Consider the following 21,440-nt stretch of genomic DNA (forward strand, 5'->3'; position numbering starts at 1 on the left):
AATCAGCGCATCGCCGCCAGCCCCACAGATTGAAAAATGAGCCGATTTCCGCCGAATTCAAGGCCCCCGCCACGCTTCGATCCCCGCAAGCCGCAGGCGCTGACCGAAGTGCTCGGCCGTAGCAGCGAGTTTCTCGCGCTGCGCGCCGGTATTGAGCAGGTCACGGCGCTGCAACGGGATCTGGCTGCGCTGCTGCCCGATTATCTCGGCGCCAACGTGGAACCGGGTTTCATTAAAGACGGTGTACTGGCCCTTTTCGCCGGCCACAACGCGCTCGCTGCGCGCCTTCGGCACATCGAACCGCGTCTCCTGGTCGACTTGCAGCAGCGCGGCTGGGCAGTCAATGCGCTGAAGATTCGCGTACGCCCGCAAGCGATGAAAGACGTCGTGCCGCCCAAACAGGCGCTAATGTCCGCCGCCGGGGCCGACGCGCTGCAAACGCTCGCCGAAACGCTGGAGCCGTCGCCGCTTCAGGAAGCGCTCGCTAAAATGGCCGCGCGTCATCACGCGAAAACACAAAAAAAATGAGCGGCGCTCGAAAGCAGCCGCTCATTTTCATGCTCGCTTACAAACTACTTCACGCAAACGCCGTCTGGGTATCGAAAGCGAAACCACGCGGCGCCGCTTGCTTATCTTCGAACGTCACGATTTCATAAGCGTCTTCGTGCGCCAGTAACTCACGCAACAACATGTTATTCAAGGCGTGGCCGCCTTTATATGCCGCATAAGACGCCAGCAACGGATGACCGACCACATACAGGTCGCCGATTGCGTCCAGCATCTTGTGCTTCACAAATTCGTCTTCATAACGCAAACCGTCGTTATTCAGAATCCGGTATTCGTCGAGCACGATGGCGTTGTCCATACTGCCGCCGCGCGCCAAACCGAGTTCGCGCATCATTTCAACTTCATGCGCAAAACCGAACGTTCGTGCCCGGGCAATATCCCGAACATAAGAGGTATTCGCGAAATCAACTTCAAGCGCCTGACCGGTTTTATCGACAGCCGGATGGCGGAAATCAATGGTGAACTTCAGTTTGAAGCCGAAATACGGATCGAGACGCGCGAATTTATCGCCGTCGCGGATTTCAACCGGCTTCGTCACCTTGATGAATTTCTTTGCCGCGTTCTGCTCTTCAATACCCGCCGATTGGATCAGAAACACGAACGAAGCAGCGCTGCCATCCATAATCGGAATTTCTTCAGCCGTGACATCGACATACAAGTTGTCGATACCCAGTCCAGCACACGCCGACATCAAATGCTCGATGGTCGATACGCGTGCGCCGTCCTTCTGCAATACCGAAGCCAGACGCGTGTCGCCGATAGCCATGGCCGACACCGGAATGTCCACCGCAACAGGCAGGTCGATACGCGCAAAGACGATACCGGTATTGGCCGGCGCGGGCCGAAGCGTCAAATCCACCTTACGGCCCGAATGCAGGCCGATGCCGACGGTTTTGACGATGGTTTTAATGGTTCGCTGCTTCAACATGATTTTTTTCGCTTCGATTGTGACTCTCGATTGAGAGAATCAATCGTGAATTTGTATTCAATAGCGCGGAGTATACTCTAATCGCTTCGCGTCGTCCCGGGAGGAGCCTTGCAACTTGTTTCTCCAAGTTACCGGGTAATTTCGGCACGCCAGATGCTCTGCGACGCGAAACCAGGAGGGTTGGGCCGATGGCCAGAATGGAGGCATTCCCGGACACCGGCACCGCGTTACGGCGTTGTTAAGACTTTGTTGCGGCGTATTTCAAGAGACAGATCGGACGGCATTTTATGTGGCACGAATGCAACACGACGCCCGCGCTTCGGACCGCTTTTCGGCCCAGTCTCCGTCCTGAAATGAGCGCGACACCAGCTCAACACTGCTTCAAGCATTAACTCAACGTCGCCAGTACGCTCTCAGCGCTGCTGACTTCAAACTTGCCGGGTGCTTCGACATTCAGCGTCTTGACCACGCTGTCATCGACCACCATGGCGTAGCGCTGGGAGCGAATTCCCATGCCACGCTCCGACAAATCCTGCTCCAGGCCGAGTGCTCGAGTAAAACGCGCGCTGCCGTCGGCGATCATCTTTACCTTGCCCGAGGTTTGAAGATCGCGTCCCCACGCGCTCATCACGAACGCGTCGTTGACGGAGACACACCAGATTTCATCGATACCCGCCGCAGCCAACTTCTCTGCATTGTCGATAAAACCAGGCACATGCCTGGCGGAACAGGTGGGCGTGAACGCGCCCGGCAATCCGAAGATCACCACGCGCTTGCCCGCCGTCCGCTCGCGCACCGAGAAACCATTCGGTCCCACCGCGCAACCTTCCGTCGCCACATCGATAAATTCGAAAAGGCGTTCGTCGGGCAGCGTTTCACCTGTCTTGATCATGGATCGGCCTTTCACTAAGTCAGTGCTGGTCACGCCAGCGATTTACCGCTTGATTCGTCATACATCATGCATTCAACGTCGTCGCGCCACACCCCGCTCTCCCAGTTCGATCTCATCCCAATATAGACGATGATGAACGCAATTGAGGCGGTCACTCAGCCACAGTCCAGCGTCCAGAAGACGCGGCCTGAAACCTGAGACAGCACGACCTTTGCTGACGCTTTTACCTATGGGCGCTTAATACAAAAACCAGCCGCCGAGGCAAACATCATCAGTCGGCTTGCTTGCGCAAAAACGCCGGAATGTCGTACGTATCCACGCCCTTTTCCTGCAGCGCCTGCACGTGCGAAGCGGCCGTTTCACGCGACGAACGCCACACTGCCGGCGTATCCAGCGCGCCGTAATCCGTGCCGTTCGATTGCTGCGGTGCGTAGCTGTGCTGTGCGTGCGCGATCGGCGCGTTGTCCGTGCCCGTACGCAGCAACGTCATCGGTGCAGCTTGTTGCTTCTTCGCTGCGCGGCCAAGACCCGTTGCCACCACCGTCACGCGCAAGGCATCGCCCATTGCATCGTCATACACCGCCCCGAAGATCACGGTCGCGTCTTCCGCTGCATACGACTTGATCGTGTTCATCACTTCACGCGTTTCCGACAAACGCAGCGAACGGCTCGACGTGATGTTCACCAGCACGCCACGCGCGCCCGACAGGTCCACGCCTTCCAGCAGCGGACTTGCGACCGCTTGTTCAGCAGCAAGACGCGCGCGATCGACACCGGCAACCGTCGCCGTGCCCATCATTGCCTTGCCTTGCTCGCCCATCACCGTCTTCACGTCTTCGAAGTCGACGTTGACCAGCCCGTCGACGTTGATGATTTCCGCAATGCCGGCAACAGCGTTGTTCAATACATCGTCAGCGCACTGGAAGCACTTGTCCATTTCCGCGTCATCGCCCATCACCTCGAACAGCTTGTCGTTCAGAACGACGATCAGCGAGTCGACGTGATCCTCCAGTTGCTGCGATCCCGCTTCGGCCACGCGCATGCGCCGGCCGCCTTCGAACTCGAACGGCTTGCTGACCACACCTACCGTCAAGATGCCCATTTCCTTCGCGATCTGAGCCACGACCGGTGCTGCACCCGTACCCGTGCCGCCACCCATGCCTGCGGTGATGAACACCATGTGCGCGCCGCGCAACGCATCGGCAATACGCTCACGCGCATCTTCCGCTGCGGCCTTGCCCATGTCCGGCTTCGCGCCAGCTCCGAGACCCGTATTGCCCAACTGGATCACCTGAGTGGCACGCGAACGCGCGAGTGCTTGCGCATCCGTATTCATCACGATGAAGTCCACGCCCTGGACCCCGCGGTTGATCATGTGCTGTACTGCATTACCGCCTGCACCACCAACACCAACGACCTTGATGATCGTTCCGTTGGTTTCCGTTTCCAGCATTTCGAAATCCATATTGCCTCCGTCAAGAATGAAAATCGGCGTTATTCGGCAAGAGATCGGGCAACCTCTTGTCGCGCGCCAGCCGCCGGCACCAGCGCGAATTCTTTGTGTTCAGAAATTTCCCAGGAACCAATCTTTCATGCGTCCCAAAACCTGTCCCATCGATCCGGATTGCACAGCGACCTTGCGGCCGCGCATGCGTTGCGAACGGCCTTCGACGAGCAAACCCATCGCGGTGGAATAGCGCGGATTGCGAACGACATCGGCCAGACCGCCTGCATATTCAGGCACGCCGATACGCACCGGCTTCAGGAAGATGTCTTCGCCGAGTTCGACCATGCCGGGCATCATCGATGCACCGCCGGTCAGCACCACGCCACTGCTCAGCAATTCTTCGTAGCCCGACTCGCGCACGACCTGCTGCACGAGCGAGAACAGTTCTTCCACACGCGGCTCGACCACAGCCGCCAGCGCTTGCCGCGAGAGCGTGCGCGGACCGCGCTCGCCAAGTCCCGGCACTTCGATCATTTCGTCCGGGTCCGCCAGCGCCTGCTTCGCGATTCCGTAGCTAACCTTGATATCTTCTGCATCGGGCGTGGGCGTGCGCAAAGCCATGGCCACGTCACTTGTGATCTGATCGCCGGCGATAGGAATCACCGCCGTATGACGAATCGCGCCTTCGCTGAAGATGGCGATGTCGGTCGTGCCGCCACCGATATCCACCAGCACCACGCCGAGTTCCTTCTCGTCTTCCGTCAGCACCGCCAGCGACGAAGCCAGCGGCTGCAAGATCAGGTCGTTCACTTCCAGGCCACAACGACGCACGCACTTCACGATGTTCTGCGCCGCGCTCACCGCGCCCGTCACGATGTGCACCTTCACTTCCAGCCGGATGCCGCTCATGCCGATCGGCTCGCGCACATCTTCCTGCCCATCGATGATGAATTCCTGCGTCAGGATATGCAGCACCTGCTGATCGGTCGGTATGTTGATCGCCTTGGCCGTTTCGATCACGCGCGCCACGTCGGTCTGCGTAACTTCCTTGTCCTTGATGGCAACCATGCCGCTCGAATTGAAGCTGCGAATGTGGCTGCCGGCGATGCCGGTGAACACATTCGTGATCTTGCAATCGGCCATCAGTTCGGCTTCTTCGAGCGCGCGCTGGATCGACTGGACGGTGGCTTCAATATTCACCACTACGCCCTTCTTCAATCCCTTCGAGTCGCTCTGGCCGAGCCCGATCACCTCGTAGTGGCCTTCGCCTTTCAATTCGGCGACGATAGCCACCACCTTCGACGTCCCGATGTCGAGGGCGACCAGCAAGTCTTTGTAGTCTTTGCTCATAGGGTGCTCATTGCCTGTGATGTCTGCTTACTTCTTCGCTTTGTCGGTGTCGCTGATAAAACGCATGTTGGCTGCCTTGACTGCGAAGCCGTTCGGATAGCGCAAATCCGCGTATTCGATGTCATTTCCCCACCGCCCCGTCACCGCCGGCCACGCCGCCACGAACCGTTTGCTGCGATCGAACAACGTGTCCTGATTGCGCTCGCGCCCCAATTCGATCTGCGTGCCGTTGGAAAGCTTCACTGTCCACGCATATCGCGGCGACAAGATGACTTCTTCCGGATGCGCGTCGAGCGGCGCGAACCACTTCGTGAAATCGTGATAGCGCGCCACCACTTCTTTCGCCGATCCGTCCGGCCCTTCGAACGCGGGCAGGTCGTCATCGAGCTCGCCCTGGTTGGCCGTGAACAGATCCCCGTCCACGCTCACCAGTTGATCCGTCCCCCACGTGCCGAGCGGCTTGAATTCTTCCAGCGTCACCGCCAGCACATTCGGCCACACGCGCCGCACGCTCGCGTGGCGCACCCACGGCATTTGTTCGAACGCGGTGCGTGCAGCATCGAGATCGACGGTGAAATAGTTGCCCTTCAAATGCCCCACCACGCTTGCGCGCACGGTCGGCGAATTGATGTGCAACGTGTCGCCATCAATCTGGATCTCGCGCAGGCGGAACTCCGGCCGCTGGATTGCCCAGTAACCGGCGGCCCCAAGCAGCACGAACACGAGCAATACGTGCAGTGCGTTGGCCGTGAGGTTCAACTGGCGAGCGTTATTCCACATGTTCGATTTCGTCTGCTTCAGTTCAGTCTTGCAATGTCAACGACAACACTTTCACCACCAGATCCTTGTAGCTGATGCCGACCGCACGCGCCGCTTTCGGCGGCAGCGAGTGATCCGTCATGCCCGGCGCCGTGTTCACTTCCAGGAAGTACGGATTGCCGTCGCCGTCCATCATGAAATCCGCGCGGCCCCAGTCCGTGCAGCCGAGCACGTCAAACGCGCGGCGCGAAAGTACCTTCATGCGCGCTTCGTCGGCGGGCGAGAGACCGCAGGGAATCGGATATTGCGTATCGTCGGCGATGTACTTCGCGTTGTAGTCGTAGAACTCGCCGGCCGGCACGATCTTGATGATCGGCAAGTCCAGGTCGCCCGCGATACAGCACGTGTACTCACCGCCGCCTTCAATGCTTTTCTCGACCAGCACGACCTTGTCGAACTTCGCCGCTTCGATCAGCGCCGGCACCATCGTTTCCGCGCTCCTCACCTTGATCACGGCCACGCTCGATCCTTCGCTCGCCGGCTTCACGAACAGCGGCAAACCGAGTCTCGCAATGCTCCGCTGCGCCGCATCTTCATAGTCATCGCCGCGCATCACGACTTCAAACGGCGGCGTGGGCACGCCGGTTTGCTGCCACACCAGCTTCGTGCGGAATTTATCGAGGCCGAGCGCTGAACCGAGCACACCGCTACCCGTGTACTTGATGCCGTAGAAATCGAGCGCGCCTTGCAGTTGGCCGTTCTCGCCGTAGCCGCCATGCAACGCGATAAACGCCCGCGCAAACCCTTCGGACTTCAACTCGGCCAACGGCCGTTCCGCCGGATCGAACGGATGCGCATCGATGCCGGCATCGCGTAATCCCTGCAGCACCAGACGTCCCGAATTCAGCGATACCTCACGCTCAGCCGTTTCCCCGCCAAGCAGCACGGCCACTTTGCCGAACACCTTCGGGTCGATCACGTTGCTTGTCATTTCAAAACCTTCGAATCCTGAACTTGTGTTGTCAATCGGCCGCATACGCCACCGATAGAACCCGCACCCATCGTGATCACTACATCGCCATTGCGCGCCAGCGTGGCAATCGCGTCCGGCATCTCGTCCACCGTTTCGACAAACACCGGCTCCACTTTCCCCGCTACGCGAATCGCACGCGCCAACGCGCGGCCATCGGCGGCGACGATCGGCGCTTCGCCTGCCGCGTAGACGTCGGTGAGCACGAGGGCGTCGACCGTGGACAACACCCGCACGAAGTCTTCGAAGCAATCGCGCGTGCGCGTGTATCGATGCGGCTGGAACGCGAGCACAAGACGACGGCCCGGAAATGCACCGCGCGCCGCCGCGACCGTCGCGGCCATCTCGACCGGGTGATGACCGTAGTCATCGATCAGCGTGTACGCGCCGCCTTCAGACGCTTTCACTTTCACTTCGCCGTAGCGCTGAAAACGCCGGCCTACACCGGTAAATTCTTGCAATGCCCTCTGGATATCGGCATCGGAGACTTCAAGTTCAGTCGCAATTGCAATAGCAGCCAAAGCGTTCTGCACGTTGTGCGTGCCCGGCAGGTTCAGCACGATGTCCAACGGCGTTGCATCTTCACGCAGCGCCGTGAAATGCATCTTGCCGTCGTGCGCTTCCACGTTCACCGCGCGCACTTGCGCTTCGGCACCCAGGCCGTATCGGATGATCGGCTTCGATACAAACGGCAGGATTTCACGCACGTTCGGATCATCGACGCACAGCACTGCGATGCCGTAGAACGGCAGCCGATGCGTGAACTCGATAAACGCCTGCTTCAGCCGCGCGAAGTCGTGGCCGTAGGTGTCCATGTGATCGGCATCGATGTTCGTGATGACTTCGATCACCGGGAAAAGATTCAGGAACGACGCGTCCGATTCATCGGCTTCAGCCACGATGAAATCACCCGTACCGAGCCGCGCATTCGCGCCCGCGCTGATCAAACGGCCGCCGATCACGAACGTAGGATCGAGTCCGCCCGCGGCCAGCACGCTGGCGACCAGCGACGTGGTCGTGGTCTTGCCGTGCGTACCGGCAATCGCGATGCCCTGCTTCAGGCGCATCAGTTCCGCGAGCATCACGGCGCGCGGCACGATCGGAATCCGGCGATGACGCGCGGCCAGCACTTCGGGGTTATCGGAGCGAACAGCAGTCGACACGACCACGGCATTCGCGCCGTCGATATTCTCTTCACGATGCCCAATCGCCACGCGTGCGCCCAGCGTGGCGAGGCGATCGGTTATGCCGTTACTCGTCAGGTCCGAACCGCTGACCTGATAGCCGAGGTTGAGCAACACTTCCGCGATGCCGCTCATCCCCACGCCGCCGATGCCGACAAAGTGAATGTGTTTGACGATATGTTTCATGGCTGGATTTCCTTCGGCGCTTGCATCAGCGCGCTCAAGCCGGCTACATCGGCGCAGACCCGGCCGACGCGTTCAGCCGCGTCGGGTTTCGCCAAAGCGCGTGCTTTCCCGGCCATTGAGGCAAGCGTCCCGCGAGTCTGTTCGCGCAACCAGCCAGCGAGTTTTTCCGCCGACAAATCGCGCTGTTGTATTAAGTGGGCCGCACCCGCATTGGCGAGGAATGCGGCGTTGGTGGTCTGGTGGTCATCGACAGCGAAGGGGAACGGCACGAACAACGCCGCCACGCCAACGGCCGCGATCTCCGACACGGTCATCGCACCCGAGCGGCAAATCACGAGATCCGCTGCGGCATAGGCGCTCGCCATATCGTCGATAAACGGCACGAGCTGCACGTCTTCGTCCGATGTCAAACCCGCCGCCGCATAGTTCGCTTTCAACGCATCGATATGCTTCGCGCCCGCTTGATGAACGACGCGCGGACGCATCGCAGGATCGAGCAACGCAAGCGCTTTCGGCACGGTTTCATTCAAAGCGGCTGCACCCAGACTGCCCCCGACGACCAGAACGTTAAGACGCGCTTTAGCATCGACATTGCGTGCGGCGTAGCGTTCTTTGGGTGGCAAAGCCTCAGCAAGTTCCGCACGAATTGGATTTCCGGTCCATTCAGCATTCGGCAGCGCATCCGGGAACGCGACCAGCACGCGTTTGGCGATATGCGCGAGCACCTTGTTAGCCAGTCCCGCGATTGAATTCTGTTCGTGCAGCACGAGCGGCGTGCCGCTCAGCTTTGACATCAAACCCGCCGGAAACGTGATGTATCCACCCATGCCGAGCACCACGTCCGGCTTCACCGTGCGCAGCGCGCGCAAGCTTTGCGAACATGCGCGCAGCAGATTCACCGGCAGCATCAGCTTCGTCTTGATGCCTTTGCCGCGCACGCCGCCAAAGCGCACGTATTCCATCGCGATACCGTGCTTCGGCACGAGCGTCGCCTCCATGCCCGACGCGTTGCCGAGCCACACGACACGCCAGCCGCGCGCCTGCATCCAGTGAGCGACCGCGAGCCCCGGGAACACGTGTCCCCCGGTGCCGCCGGCCATCACCATCAGCGTGCCTGCGCGAGTTGACGTCGAAACCGTCATACCTTTCCTCCGCGCATGAGCACCCGGTTTTCGTAGTCCACGCGCATCAGCACCGCAAGCGCGACGCAGTTCAGCAAGATGCCAGAACCGCCGTAGCTCACCAGCGGCAACGTCAGGCCTTTGGTCGGCAAAAGACCGAGATTCACGCCCATGTTGATGAAGGTCTGTGCACCGAACCAAAGGCCGATACCTTTCGCCATCAAGCCGGCAAACGTACGATCGAGCGCGAGCGCCTGACGGCCGATTTCGAATGCGCGCCGCACGATCCAATAGAACAGCAGGATCACGACCAGCACGCCGACAAAGCCGAGTTCTTCGCCGATCACCGCGAGGATAAAGTCGGTGTGCGCTTCCGGCAGGTAGTTAAGCTTTTCGACACTACCGCCCAACCCCACGCCGAACCATTCGCCACGGCCGAACGCGATCAGCGAGTGCGTGAGCTGATACGCCTTGCCCTGTGCATAGCGGTCGTCCCACGGATCGAGGTAAGCGAAGATCCGTTCACGACGCCACGGCGACGCCCACACGAGCAACGCAAACGTGCCCACTGCCGTTGCCACCAAACCGCCGAACAACTTGGCGTTCACGCCGCCAAGGAACAGCACGCCCATCGCGATCACCGCGATCACCATGAACGCGCCCATGTCCGGTTCGAGCAGCAGCAACGCGCCGACGAAACCTACCGCGACGGCCATCGGTAAAAAGCCGCGGCCGATGCTATGCATGAACTCCTGCTTGCGCACCGTGTAGTTCGCCGCGTAGATGGTCACGGCGAGCTTCATGATTTCCGACGGCTGCATGTTCGTAATGCCGAGCGGAATCCATCGACGCGCGCCGTTCACGCCCTTGCCGATATGCGGAATCAGCACGATCACGAGCAGGAACAACGACGCCAAGAAGAACTTCGCCGCGTACTTGTCCCACGTCGACACCGGAATCTTGAACGCGATGATCGACGCCACGACAGCTGTCGCGATCGATACAAGGTGACGCACCAGGAAGAAGTAGTCTTTGTACTGCGCGTATTTGGGTGAATCAGGCATCGCGATGGAAGCTGAATACACCATCACGACCCCTATCCCGAGCAGCGCGATGGTCACCCACAGCAGCGAGTAGTCGTAGTCGAGCATGCGCGAGCGAATGGGCGTCACGCCGTTCACCGCGCTCGAAATACCACTCGTCCGCTCAGCCACACGCGCACCGATGCCACCCAGCGAGCCCACGCCGCCCGTACGCGACGCGCGTCCGCCAAGCGTGGCGCTGTCGTTGGCAACGGCGTTGCGTTGACCGGTCAGTTTTGAGCCAAAGCGTTCGGACCAGCTCATAGCATCACTCCCCGTTCTGCCGCAATATCAGCCACCGCTTGCCGGAATACATCGGCGCGATGTGCGTAGTTTTTAAACATGTCGAAGCTCGCGCACGCGGGCGACAGCAATACCGCATCGCCCGGTTGTGCCAGCTTTGCGGCCGCTTGCGTCGCGGCTTCGAGCGTCGCGTGGTCGTGCAAGGGCACGTCCGTTTCCGCGAGCGCTTCGCGAATGCGCGGCGCATCGCGGCCAATCAGCATCACTGCCCGGCACCAACGTGCGACGGGCGCTTCGAGCGGTGAAAAGTCCTGGCCCTTGCCGTCGCCACCGGCGATCAGCAACGTCTTTTGCGCCAGGCCATCGAGCGCCGCGACGGTCGCGCCGACATTCGTGCCTTTGCTGTCATCGACGAAATCAATGCCTTCAATTTGCGCGATCACTTCCACGCGATGCGGCTCGCCCTGATATTCACGCAAGCCGTGAAGAAGCGATGCCAGAGGCAAATCGATGGCCCGTGCGAGCGCCAAACCCGCCAGCGCATTCGCGGCGTTATGCAGGCCGCGAACGCGCAGTGCATCGACGGGCATCAGGCGCTTCGAATACACGTTCGGCTCGGCAGCAATATCGCTTTTACGCCGGCGCGCGGGCGTGGGTTCATCGCTGAGATCGCGGTCGTTGCCTTGCGCGAGCCAAGCGATACCGTTCTCGCGAAACAGGCCGTAATCGCCGAGACGCTTCGGCTCGTTCAGACCAAACGTCACCACCAGCGCGGGATTTCCCAATCCCAACGCCATGGTCCGCGCGTCGTCACGATTCAACACGCGTACGGTCTTCTCACCGAAGATGCGGCCCTTCGCGGCAGCGTAAGCGTCGAGGCCGCCATGCCAGTCCAGATGATCTTGCGTAATGTTCAGCACAGCAGCAGCGTCTGGCGCGAACGAGTGTGCTGTCTCAAGCTGAAAACTGGACAACTCCAGCACCCAGACATCGGGCAGCGCGGTGTTGTCGATTGCTTCACTCAACTTGTCCAGCATCGCCGGGCTGATGTTTCCCGCCACCGCCACGGTCTTGCCGGCACGTTCACACAACAACCCGGTCAGCGCGGTCGTCGTGGTCTTGCCGTTGGTGCCCGTAATAGCAATTACCTTGGGCACATAGCCGTTCGCGCCGAGCGACTTCAACGCTTGCGCGAACAATTCCAGCTCGCCCCACACAGGGACGCCGCGTTCCCGCGCGGCGTCGAGGAGCGGCCTCAAATCATCAGCCAGAGGCGACAGTCCCGGGCTGATTGCAACAATCTCGATACCGCCATCAAGCAGCGCCGGCGTGAATTCACCGCCGACAAACTCTGCATCGATGCCATGCACTGCGAGCTCGGAGAGGTTCGGCGGCGTGGCGCGGGTATCGGCCACGCGCAGACGGCACCCGTGACGCGCGCACCATCGCGTCATCGCGAGGCCGGATTCACCGAGCCCCAGCACAAGCGCCATCGGACTCTGCCGATCAAAGAACTTCTCGCCAAACATCGCTTTACCTTTTTCCCGGCCAACTAAAAATCAACGCAGTTTCAGCGTCGACAAACCAAACAGACACAACATCAGCGTGATGATCCAGAAGCGCACGACGACCTGCGTTTCCTTCCATCCCGACAACTCGAAATGGTGATGCAGCGGCGCCATCTTGAAGATGCGCCGCCCTTCGCCGAAGCGTTTTTTCGTGTACTTGAAATAGCTGACCTGCATCATCACGGAGAGCGTTTCCGCGACAAACACGCCGCCCATGATGAACAGCACAACTTCCTGCCGCACGATCACGGCGATAGTCCCAAGCGCGCCGCCCAGCGCCAACGCGCCTACATCGCCCATGAAGACTTGTGCGGGGTGCGTGTTGTACCAGAGAAACGCGAGCCCCGCGCCACCCATTGCAGAACAAAAAATCAGCAATTCGCCCGCCCCGGGAATGTGCGGGAACAATAAGTACTTCGAATACACCGAGCTGCCCATCACATAAGCAAACGCACCAAGAGACGCGCCCACCAGTACGACCGGCATGATGACGAGACCGTCGAGACCATCGGTGAGATTCACCGCGTTACTCGAGCCGACGATCACCAGATACGTCATCGCAATGAAGCCCCACGTGCCGAGCGGATAGCTGATCGATTTGAGGAACGGCAGCATCAGGTCGGCGCGCGCGGGCAAGCCCATCGATAAACCGCTTCGCACCCAGGCCATGAACAGGTCGAATACGCGTGCGTTGTTTGCTTCGGACACGCTGAACGCGAGATACACGGCGGCGAACAAACCGATCACCGATTGCCAGAAATACTTTTCCCGCGACGACATTCCGCGCGGATCTTTATGCACGACCTTGCGGTAGTCATCGACCCAGCCGATCACGCCGTAGCCGAACGTGACAAGCATCACGATCCACACGAAGCGATTGGTCAGGTCAGCCCACAGCAACGTGGAAAACGCGATGCCCAACAGGATCAGCACGCCACCCATGGTCGGCGTGCCGGACTTCACCAAATGCGTTTGCGGGCCGTTCGTACGCACGGCCTGACCTACTTTCAGCGAGGTCAATTTGCGGATCACCCACGGGCCGCAGACGAGGCCGACGAACAACGCCGTGATCGTCGCGCCGACTGCGCGGAACGTGAGGTAGGTAAACACGCGCATAAAACTGGCGTCATTCTGAAGCCATTGCGCGAGTGCGAGTAGCATGCTGGTCCTTCTTCTTCAGTGCGCAGCGGGCATTACGCCCGCTGCGGGTTGGTGTGGACTCGTCACGGCGTCCACCACGCGTTCCATCTGCATGAAGCGCGAACCTTTCACGAGAAACGTGGCGTCGGGTCCGAAGCCCGCGCCGGTGAGTGCTGCAATGAGTGAGGTGATATCGGTGAAATGCTGTGCTGCTATGCCGAAGACTTTGGCCGAATCCATGCTTGCGTCGCCGAGTGCGTACAGCGCATCAATGCCGCGTTCGGCTGCATACGTTCCCACCTCGCGATGAAACGCCGGGCCCTGATCGCCGACTTCGCCCATGTCGCCCATGACCAGCACACGCGGCGATGGTTGCGATGCGAGCACGTCAATAGCTGCACGCATGGAGTCGGGATTCGAGTTATACGTATCGTCGATAACCGTCGCGCCTTCGATCGGTTTAAGCGCCGCGCGCTTGACTTGCAGGCGGCCCTTGACCGGCTGAAATGCTTCGAGCCCGCGCTTGACGGCATCAAGGGAAACGTTCGCGGCAATAGCGGCCGCCGTCGCCGCCAACGCGTTGCGCGCGTTGTGTTCGCCGAGCACTTGCAACGCGACTTCGAGCGCGCCTTGCGGCGTGTTGATCTTGAGTGTCGCGCCAACGAGCTTGCCGGTCACGGCTGCTGCCGTTTGCGATGCATCCGTATGCAACGCGAAATCCAGGATCGGATTGCCCGTCGCGGCGACGCGCCAGATGCTCGCGTATTTGTCGTCGGCGGGGAAAACGGCTGTACCGTTGGCGGCCAGTGCGTGAATCACCGACGCATGCTCCAGCGCGACCGCTTCGACCGTCGCCATGAATTCCTGATGCTCGCGCTGCGCGTTGTTGACGACAGCAACCGTGGGCGCGGCGATCTTGCCAAGCGTTTCGGTTTCGCCCGGATGATTCATGCCGAGCTCGATGACTGCCAACTTGTGCGTTTCGTTCAGACGGAACAACGTCAACGGCAAGCCGATGTCGTTGTTGAAATTACCCGCCGTCGCGAGCCGCGCGTTTTCGCCCACAGCCGCCGCGAGGATCGACGCGATCATTTCCTTGACCGTAGTCTTCCCATTGCTGCCGGTGACTGCAATCAGCGGAATCGTAAAACGCTTGCGCCAGCCATGAGCCAATGCGCCGAGCGCCTCGCGCGTGTCCTTGACCTTGATCGCGGGCACCTGAAAATCGTCCGGCGTGCGCGTGACCAACACCGCCGCAATACCGCGCTCCGCGATTTGCGGCAGGAAGTTGTGGGCATCGAAACGATCGCCCTTGATCGCGATGAACAGATCGCCCGGACCGGCCGTGCGGCTATCTGTGGATACCCGATCGAACATGATGTTTTCATCGCCGATAACGATCGCGCCCGGAATCTGCAACGCGGCATCGCGTAGAGTGAAGAGCGTCATTCGCCACCTCCGCGTGCTTGCGTGGCGCGAGCGGCAAGCGCCAGGCGCGCGTGATCCTGATCGGAGAATGCGCGCTTCTTTCCCATGATTTCCTGAGTCGCTTCGTGGCCCTTGCCCGCCAGCACGACCACGTCCTCACGCGCCGCGGTGCGGATCGCCTGAAGGATCGCGCTCGCGCGGTCTTCTATGCGGCGCGCCTTCGACGCGTCCTGAAAGCCCGCAGCAACCTGATCGATGATCGCAAGCGGATCTTCTCCGCGCGGGTTGTCGCTGGTGATGACGACGTGATCCGCATTCTTCTCCGCGATAGCACCCATCAGCGGACGCTTGGTCGCGTCACGATCGCCGCCGCAGCCGAACATGCAGATCAGCTGGCCGCCACGCGTTTCGGCGATAGGCCGCAGCGCTGCCAGCGTTTTCTCGAGTGCGTCCGGCGTATGCGCGTAATCGATGACGACCAACGGCTCGTCGTTCTGCAAACGGCCGCCGAGACGTTGCATGCGTCCGTTCACTGGTTCGAGCTTCGCGATCTGCGCGAGCGCGGCATCGAGCGGAATGTGCGCTGCCAGCAAAGCGCCGAGCACGCCGAGCAGGTTGCTCACGTTGAACTCGCCGAGCGTCGCGACTTCCACGTCGGCATCACCCCAGTCGGAACTCAAGTGGAACGCTGTGCCCGTCGCGGTCGCGCGCACGTTACTGGCAAGCAGCAACGCGTCGGCTTTTACTTCAGCGCCCGTGGCGTTTTCAGCGATTCCATACGCAATCGTTCGCGTCCTGCCGTGACACGATGTAATCAAACGCTGACCAGCCGCGTCGTCACGATTGATGACGGCGGCTTTCAACGCCGGCCACGCGAACAGCTTCGCCTTCGCCCCTTCGTACGCGGCGAACGTGCCGTGATAGTCCAGGTGATCCTGCGTCAGGTTCGTGAAGATGGCGATGTCGAACTTCGTGCCGTTCACGCGCCCTTGATGCAGCGCATGCGACGAAACTTCCATCGCCACGGCCTTCGCGCCGTCAGTCTTGAACTGGGCAAACGTGCGTTGCAATTGCGGTGCGTCGGGCGTTGTAAAACCGGAATGCACGAGCTTGCCGGGCATGCCGCTTCCGAGCGTCCCGACCACCGCACAGGGCGTTCCCAACGCCGACAGCGCCGCTGCCAGCCAATGGCTGCACGACGTCTTGCCGTTCGTTCCGGTCACGCCCGCGAGCAGCATGGATTCCGTGGGTTCGCCGTACCACGCCGACGCAATCGGCCCGGCGAGTTCATTCAGCACCTTGACCGCCAACGTACGTGACGCATCCGGCTTGCCGGTGAAATTCTCCGGCTGATACAGCACGGCAGCGGCGCCATTTGCGAGCGCGGCATCGATAAAAGGACGGCTGTCCGCACCATCCACCGCATAGGCAAAAAACACATCGCCCGGTTTCAGCGAGCGCGAGTCGGCGTGCAATTGCGCGCTGGCATCGGCGTGCGCACGCAGCCACTCAACCGCCTTCGCGATCTGCGCCTGCTGCTTGACCAGATCCAGACCGCTCATCGAACGACTCCCGGGTGATTCTTCGGATTCGTCGATACCTTCAGCTTCTTCGGCTGGTTCGCGTTCGTGTTCGTCGCGTTCGGCTTCTTGATGTCGGTGGCGGGCGTGCTGGAGGCGGGGTCATCGGACACCACCATCTGCTTCACCGCCATGTCGGGCGGAATGTTCAGCGAACGCAAGGTGTCGCCGGCGATTGCCGAGAACACCGGACCTGACACCTGGCCGCCAAAGTGACTGCCGGCCGTCGGTTCATCGACAGAAACCGCCACCACGATGCGCGGATCAGGCATGGGTCCCATGCCGACAAACGATGCGCGATACCGCGATTTATCGTAACCGCGTCCTGCGTGCTTGTAAGCCGTACCCGACTTGCCGCCCACGCGATACCCCGGCACCGCTGCATCCGGCGACGTGCCGCCCTTCGCGGTCACCGTTTCCAGCATGGCGCGCACTTCGCGGGCTGTAGTCGGCGAAAACACTTGCGGACCCGTCACGGCGGTGTCGCCCGGCGTGCGGAAAATGGAGACGGGCAACACTTGTCCGTCATGCGCGATTGCCGTGTAGGCACGGGCCAGCTGGAACAGCGACGCTGACAAACCATAGCCATACGACATGGTCGCCTGTTCGATCCGGCGCCAGCTTTTCCATGGACGCAGCCGACCCGACACCGCGCCCGGGAAACCCACCTTCGGCGCTTGTCCGAGCCCGATGCTCGTATACATGTTCCACATCTCTTCAGGCTTCAACTGCATCGCGATCTTGGTCGCGCCGATGTTGCTCGACTTCTGGATCACGCCACCCACGGTCAAGACGCCGAACGCCGAGTCGTCGGTGATGCGCGCGCCGTCGAGCACGAACGAACCGCCGCCCGTATCGACCAGCGTATTCGGCGTGACGCGATGCAAATCGAGCGCCAGCGAAATGGTGAACGGCTTCATGATCGAGCCCGGCTCGAACGTGTCCGTCATGATCCGGTTGCGCAACTGCTCGCCGGTCATGCGCGAGCGGTCGTTGGGGTTGTAGGTCGGGTAGTTGACGAGCGCGAGCACTTCACCGGACTTCACGTCGATCACGATCGCCGCGCCCGCCTTCGCCTTGAACTTCTCCACGGCCGCTTTCAGGTTCGTGTACGCGATGTACTGAATCTTGCTGTCGATCGACAATTCCACGTCGTCGCCGTTATGCGGCACGACCTGCTCGTCCACGTCCTCGACGATATGCCCCATCCGGTCCTTGATCACGCGACGCATGCCCGGCGTACCAGCAAGCACGCCCTGATCGCCGAGTTCGACGCCTTCCTGACCCTTGTCTTCAATATTAGTAAAGCCGATCAGATGCGCGGTGATCTCGCCTTCCGGATAAAAGCGCTTGTATTCACCGCGCGAATAAATGCCGGGAATATCGAGGGCCGTGACTTTTTGCGCGACTTCGATGGGCACCTGGCGCTTCACATAGACGAAGGTCTTGTCCATGGAGAGCTTCGCGCGCAACTCCTTCGGCGACATGTCGAGCAGCGTGGCGAGCTGGCCGAGTTTCTCCGCGCCGAGGTCATCGGGCACGGCTTCGGGGATTGCCCAGATCGCCTTCACTGGCAAACTGGTGGCGAGCACGAGGCCGTTGCGGTCCTTGATCTGGCCGCGCGTGGCTGGCATTTCGAGCGTGCGCTGATAGCGGCTTTCACCCTGCTTCTTGAAGAATGCGTTGCCCGGACCCTGGATCCAGAACGCGCGTCCCGCGAGCGCGACGAACGCCATGAACAACATGAACACGACGAGCTTCGAGCGCCACATGGGGAGGCGCACCGAGAGAATGGGATTGGGCGTGAAGGCGACGCCCTTGTTCTTCTTTGGCGACGGTTTCATCGTTTCACCCCGCGTGCGGGAGGAGCCGACGCCGGGACGGGCGCAGGCAACGGCGCGTCCGTTGCCTTCGACGTCGCCGGGTCATAGTTCAGATATTGCGTGCGTCCCGTGGTGACGGGCAGCATCTTGAGAGAGGTAGTGGCCAACTGCTCGATACGCGACGTTTTCGACAACGCGCTCTGCTGATATTGAAGCTGAGAAAAATCCTGCTGCAACTGGCGCTCTTCCGACTGAGCCCTTTGCACATTGATGAAAATCTGCCTTTGCTTGTTCGAGGCGCTCACCGCCGACAGCGCGCAGCCGAGGACAACGATCAAGAGGAAGATGTTGAGACGGTTCATGGCGCCGTCCCGGAAGCCTGCGCAGTAACCCGCTCGGCAATGCGCATGACAGCAGAACGCGCGCGCGGGTTCGCCGAGACTTCAGCGTCGGACGCAAAGACACGGCCAATCGGCTTGAGCGGCGGACTGGGCAGATCGGCGGCGCGGATCGGCAGGCGGCGGTCGATCGCAGGCCCGCTTGCGTGGGCCTGCATGAAACGTTTGACGATCCGGTCCTCGAGCGAATGAAAGCTGATCACGACGAGGCGCCCCCCTTGCTCCAACAACGCCAATGCTGCGTCCAGAACTACTTGCAGCTCCGCAAGCTCTTGATTGATGTGAATCCGTATAGCCTGAAAGGTGCGGGTTGCCGGATCCTTACCCTTCTCACGGGTTTTGACGACATGACCCACGATTTGGGCAAGCTCGCCCGTGGTGACGAGAGGCCCAAGACGATCGGACTCTGCCCGGCGAGCAACAAGCGCCTTTGCAATCTGAAAAGCAAACCGTTCTTCCCCATAATCTTTAATCACCTCCGTCAATTCCTGCACCGTTGCCCGCGCCAGCCATTCCGCGGCAGATTCGCCACGGCTCGGGTCCATCCGCATGTCGAGCGGGCCGTCGGCCCTGAAGCTAAAGCCGCGATCCGGGTCGTCCACTTGTGGCGACGACACCCCCAGATCCAGCAACACGCCCGACACTTTCCCTACTCCTCGCTCGGCAGCGGCATCGGCTAACGAGGCGAAACTTTCATGCACTATGGAAAACCGTGAATCCTGAATCTGCGCTGCTGTCGCAATAGCCAACGGGTCTTTGTCGAAGGCGATCAAGCGCCCCGCTTCCGTCAGCTTCGTCAGGATCAGACGGCTATGGCCGCCGCGTCCAAACGTTCCATCTATATAAGTACCGTCCACACGTGTGACGAGCGCATCTACCGCCTCATCCAGCAGCACCGTGCGATGCTGCAATTCGTTTTTCATCGCAGGGGCCATGTTCTTTAGCGCCGCGTCAAAACGTAAAATTCTTCAGCGCGTCGGGCATGCCTTGCGCCATTGCCGCTTTTTCCTTCTCGGTGTAAGTCACCGCGTCCCACACTTCCAGGTAATTACCCATGCCAAGCAGCGTCACTTCTTTAGTCAACGATGCCGCCGCGCGCAATTCCGGCGATACCAATACCCGTCCAGCGCTATCGAGCTCGACATCCATGGCGTTGCCGAGATAAATCCGGCGAACCCAGATTGCGTCCATAGGGAGTGCAGCGATTTTCGAGCGAAAGATTTCCCACTCAGGGCGAGGAAAGAGCAACAGGCATCCATCCGGGCTCTTGGTGAGCGTAACCCGGCCTTCTGCCTGTCCTTGCAGCGCTTCCCGATAGCGAGACGGGACGGACATCCGTCCTTTCGCATCGAGCGATAGCGCCGAAGCCCCTTGGAACACTCGCCCTCTCCTCTTCGCGCCACCGCGGCGCGTCACACCTTTGTTGGAATATGCCCGAAAGTGAGCGTTGAATCACACAAAAATACACTTTCTCACACCATTTCCCACTGTAGAGGAACGGATTTCGCCGGTCAATACGATCTGGCGTTTTTTGACTAATTTTGTTTGTTAGAACAATGACTTAGCGCAGACCGCTAAAGTAGGCTGAAATTTCGAAAAGCGTTATGAATGAATGACGTAGTGGCGAATGTGAAGGTAGTACGTGAAATGACAGACGAAAAGTGGGAGTGGTTTTGTTCATGAAGACCCGCACGAGGTATTGCGGGTCAGATGAAACGCAGAAACCAGGAGGGAGGTAAGAGCGCATCCCGCCAGACGACGAGATGCGTGACAGATTAAATATAGTACGCCGTGCGGGTCATGACCTTCGATGTCGCGCGCATCAGCGCGCGCACCGGAAACGGCAACTCGACGCCGCCCGCGTTGATGGCCGCGACAGCATGCGCGGCTTCGTCGGTGCGCATTTGCTCGACGATCGCCCGCGATGCGTGGTCGTTCGCCGGCAGGCTTGTCATATGGCTGTTCAGGTGCTTCTCTACCTGACGTTCAGTTTCCGCCATGAATCCGAGACTGACGCGGTCGCCAAACCTGCCGGCGATAAATCCCAGCGCCAGTGACCCGGTGTACCACAAGGGATTGAGCAGGCTGGGCCGCGAGTCGAGGTCACGCAAACGCTGCATGGTCCACGCGAGATGGTCTTCTTCCTCGCGCGCCGCGTCCTCGAAGCCGCGCTTCAAGGTCGTCGAGTTGGTCGCGAGTTTTTGCGCCTGATACAGCGCCTGCGCGCACACCTCGCCCACGTGGTTCACGCGCATCAACGCGGCCGAGTGAGCCTTCTCTTCCGCGCTTAGCGATGTATCCGCGTCGTCGGCAAGCGACTCACCGCGGTCCATCTGAACCGGAGGAGCCTCCGGTATGGGACGTGACATCCGGGATACGCCAGTCATCGACCGCAGTCCACGATCGAACTCGGAGATCAGTTCATCGAGTGTCATTTCATAACTCCTGTTTCGATCTCCTGAGCGATCTTGCATGGGCGGAGACCGATCGTCCAACTAACAAATACCCACTCTTCGAAACGTGTAATTAGGGCAAATACGGGTCGTAAATAGACCGAAAACCCTGATTTTACCGCATGTTGCGTAAACGTCACATACGCGTAATGAAGCGTCCGCTTTTCCTTTGTCGCTAAAAGTCTCTTTGTTACATTACGTTCAACTTCAATTTTGAAGTACCGGCGGGGACGTCAACACACTGGCGCTAAGAACAGTGAC

19 protein-coding genes are annotated in these 21,440 nt (G+C 60.2%); 1 reads left to right on the plus strand and 18 read right to left on the minus strand.

Annotation, left to right across the window (positions count from 1 at the left end):
* Nucleotides 1-36: 36 nt before the first annotated feature.
* Nucleotides 37-528: a DciA family protein gene (locus ACSQ83_RS13475; RefSeq protein ID WP_436228470.1), complete on the plus strand. Its 492-nt coding sequence runs from the start codon at nucleotides 37-39 to the stop codon at nucleotides 526-528.
* A gap of 49 nt (nucleotides 529-577) precedes the next feature.
* On the opposite strand, the gene lpxC is transcribed toward ACSQ83_RS13475, so the two are convergent.
* The 18 genes from lpxC to coq7 all read right to left on the minus strand — a co-directional run bounded on the left by lpxC (nucleotide 578) and on the right by coq7 (nucleotide 21,161).
* Nucleotides 578-1,495 carry a UDP-3-O-acyl-N-acetylglucosamine deacetylase gene (gene lpxC / locus ACSQ83_RS13480; protein ID WP_414949650.1) on the minus strand — a complete coding sequence of 306 codons (918 nt, stop codon included), beginning with the start codon at nucleotides 1,493-1,495 and terminating at the stop codon, nucleotides 578-580.
* A 388-nt stretch (nucleotides 1,496-1,883) separates the two neighbouring features.
* On the minus strand, nucleotides 1,884-2,387 hold the full coding sequence (locus tag ACSQ83_RS13485; RefSeq protein ID WP_414949651.1) for a peroxiredoxin: 504 nt from the start codon (nucleotides 2,385-2,387) through the stop codon (nucleotides 1,884-1,886).
* Between the two features lie 271 nt (nucleotides 2,388-2,658).
* Nucleotides 2,659-3,852 carry a cell division protein FtsZ gene (gene ftsZ / locus ACSQ83_RS13490; RefSeq protein WP_089162465.1) on the minus strand — a complete coding sequence of 398 codons (1,194 nt, stop codon included), beginning with the start codon at nucleotides 3,850-3,852 and terminating at the stop codon, nucleotides 2,659-2,661.
* Nucleotides 3,853-3,951: 99 nt separating this feature from the next.
* Entirely contained in the window at nucleotides 3,952-5,184 is a 1,233-nt protein-coding gene (gene ftsA, locus ACSQ83_RS13495) for a cell division protein FtsA (RefSeq protein ID WP_031360698.1), read from the minus strand.
* A 27-nt stretch (nucleotides 5,185-5,211) separates the two neighbouring features.
* A complete protein-coding gene (locus ACSQ83_RS13500; protein ID WP_436228471.1) occupies nucleotides 5,212-5,964 on the minus strand; it encodes a cell division protein FtsQ/DivIB in 753 nt (250 codons plus the stop codon).
* A 22-nt stretch (nucleotides 5,965-5,986) separates the two neighbouring features.
* Nucleotides 5,987-6,934, minus strand: a complete 948-nt coding sequence (locus ACSQ83_RS13505) for a D-alanine--D-alanine ligase (protein ID WP_436228472.1) — start codon at nucleotides 6,932-6,934, stop codon at nucleotides 5,987-5,989.
* Nucleotides 6,931-8,343, minus strand: a complete 1,413-nt coding sequence (gene murC / locus ACSQ83_RS13510; protein ID WP_436228473.1) for a UDP-N-acetylmuramate--L-alanine ligase — start codon at nucleotides 8,341-8,343, stop codon at nucleotides 6,931-6,933. Before murC ends, ACSQ83_RS13505 begins: the two co-directional genes overlap by 4 nt.
* On the minus strand, nucleotides 8,340-9,485 hold the full coding sequence (gene murG / locus ACSQ83_RS13515; RefSeq protein ID WP_436228474.1) for an undecaprenyldiphospho-muramoylpentapeptide beta-N-acetylglucosaminyltransferase: 1,146 nt from the start codon (nucleotides 9,483-9,485) through the stop codon (nucleotides 8,340-8,342). Before murG ends, murC begins: the two co-directional genes overlap by 4 nt.
* The gene (gene ftsW, locus ACSQ83_RS13520) at nucleotides 9,482-10,810 is read right to left on the minus strand and encodes a putative lipid II flippase FtsW (protein ID WP_436228475.1); all 1,329 of its coding nucleotides are present in this window, start codon (nucleotides 10,808-10,810) and stop codon (nucleotides 9,482-9,484) included. The genes murG and ftsW overlap by 4 nt, the downstream gene beginning before the upstream one ends.
* Complete coding sequence (murD, locus tag ACSQ83_RS13525; protein WP_436228476.1) at nucleotides 10,807-12,318, minus strand: UDP-N-acetylmuramoyl-L-alanine--D-glutamate ligase; 1,512 nt, start codon at nucleotides 12,316-12,318, stop codon at nucleotides 10,807-10,809. The genes ftsW and murD overlap by 4 nt, the downstream gene beginning before the upstream one ends.
* 30 nt (nucleotides 12,319-12,348) lie before the next feature.
* On the minus strand, nucleotides 12,349-13,518 hold the full coding sequence (mraY, locus tag ACSQ83_RS13530) for a phospho-N-acetylmuramoyl-pentapeptide-transferase (RefSeq protein ID WP_414949658.1): 1,170 nt from the start codon (nucleotides 13,516-13,518) through the stop codon (nucleotides 12,349-12,351).
* 15 nt (nucleotides 13,519-13,533) lie between these two features.
* Nucleotides 13,534-14,946 (minus strand): UDP-N-acetylmuramoyl-tripeptide--D-alanyl-D-alanine ligase, encoded by a 1,413-nt coding sequence (locus ACSQ83_RS13535; RefSeq protein ID WP_436228477.1) that lies wholly within the window; start codon nucleotides 14,944-14,946, stop codon nucleotides 13,534-13,536.
* The gene (locus tag ACSQ83_RS13540) at nucleotides 14,943-16,487 is read right to left on the minus strand and encodes a UDP-N-acetylmuramoyl-L-alanyl-D-glutamate--2,6-diaminopimelate ligase (protein ID WP_436228478.1); all 1,545 of its coding nucleotides are present in this window, start codon (nucleotides 16,485-16,487) and stop codon (nucleotides 14,943-14,945) included. Before ACSQ83_RS13540 ends, ACSQ83_RS13535 begins: the two co-directional genes overlap by 4 nt.
* Complete coding sequence (locus tag ACSQ83_RS13545; RefSeq protein WP_436228479.1) at nucleotides 16,484-18,349, minus strand: peptidoglycan D,D-transpeptidase FtsI family protein; 1,866 nt, start codon at nucleotides 18,347-18,349, stop codon at nucleotides 16,484-16,486. The genes ACSQ83_RS13540 and ACSQ83_RS13545 overlap by 4 nt, the downstream gene beginning before the upstream one ends.
* Nucleotides 18,346-18,690 carry a cell division protein FtsL gene (gene ftsL, locus ACSQ83_RS13550; protein WP_299710121.1) on the minus strand — a complete coding sequence of 115 codons (345 nt, stop codon included), beginning with the start codon at nucleotides 18,688-18,690 and terminating at the stop codon, nucleotides 18,346-18,348. The genes ACSQ83_RS13545 and ftsL overlap by 4 nt, the downstream gene beginning before the upstream one ends.
* On the minus strand, nucleotides 18,687-19,649 hold the full coding sequence (gene rsmH, locus ACSQ83_RS13555) for a 16S rRNA (cytosine(1402)-N(4))-methyltransferase RsmH (protein WP_436228480.1): 963 nt from the start codon (nucleotides 19,647-19,649) through the stop codon (nucleotides 18,687-18,689). The genes ftsL and rsmH overlap by 4 nt, the downstream gene beginning before the upstream one ends.
* A gap of 28 nt (nucleotides 19,650-19,677) precedes the next feature.
* Complete coding sequence (gene mraZ / locus ACSQ83_RS13560) at nucleotides 19,678-20,106, minus strand: division/cell wall cluster transcriptional repressor MraZ (RefSeq protein WP_097265458.1); 429 nt, start codon at nucleotides 20,104-20,106, stop codon at nucleotides 19,678-19,680.
* A 395-nt stretch (nucleotides 20,107-20,501) separates the two neighbouring features.
* The gene (gene coq7, locus ACSQ83_RS13565; protein WP_436228481.1) at nucleotides 20,502-21,161 is read right to left on the minus strand and encodes a 2-polyprenyl-3-methyl-6-methoxy-1,4-benzoquinone monooxygenase; all 660 of its coding nucleotides are present in this window, start codon (nucleotides 21,159-21,161) and stop codon (nucleotides 20,502-20,504) included.
* Nucleotides 21,162-21,440: the final 279 nt, after the last annotated feature.

It is taken from the genome of Caballeronia sp. LjRoot29 (assembly GCF_964252755.1).
GTDB lineage: Bacteria > Pseudomonadota > Gammaproteobacteria > Burkholderiales > Burkholderiaceae > Caballeronia.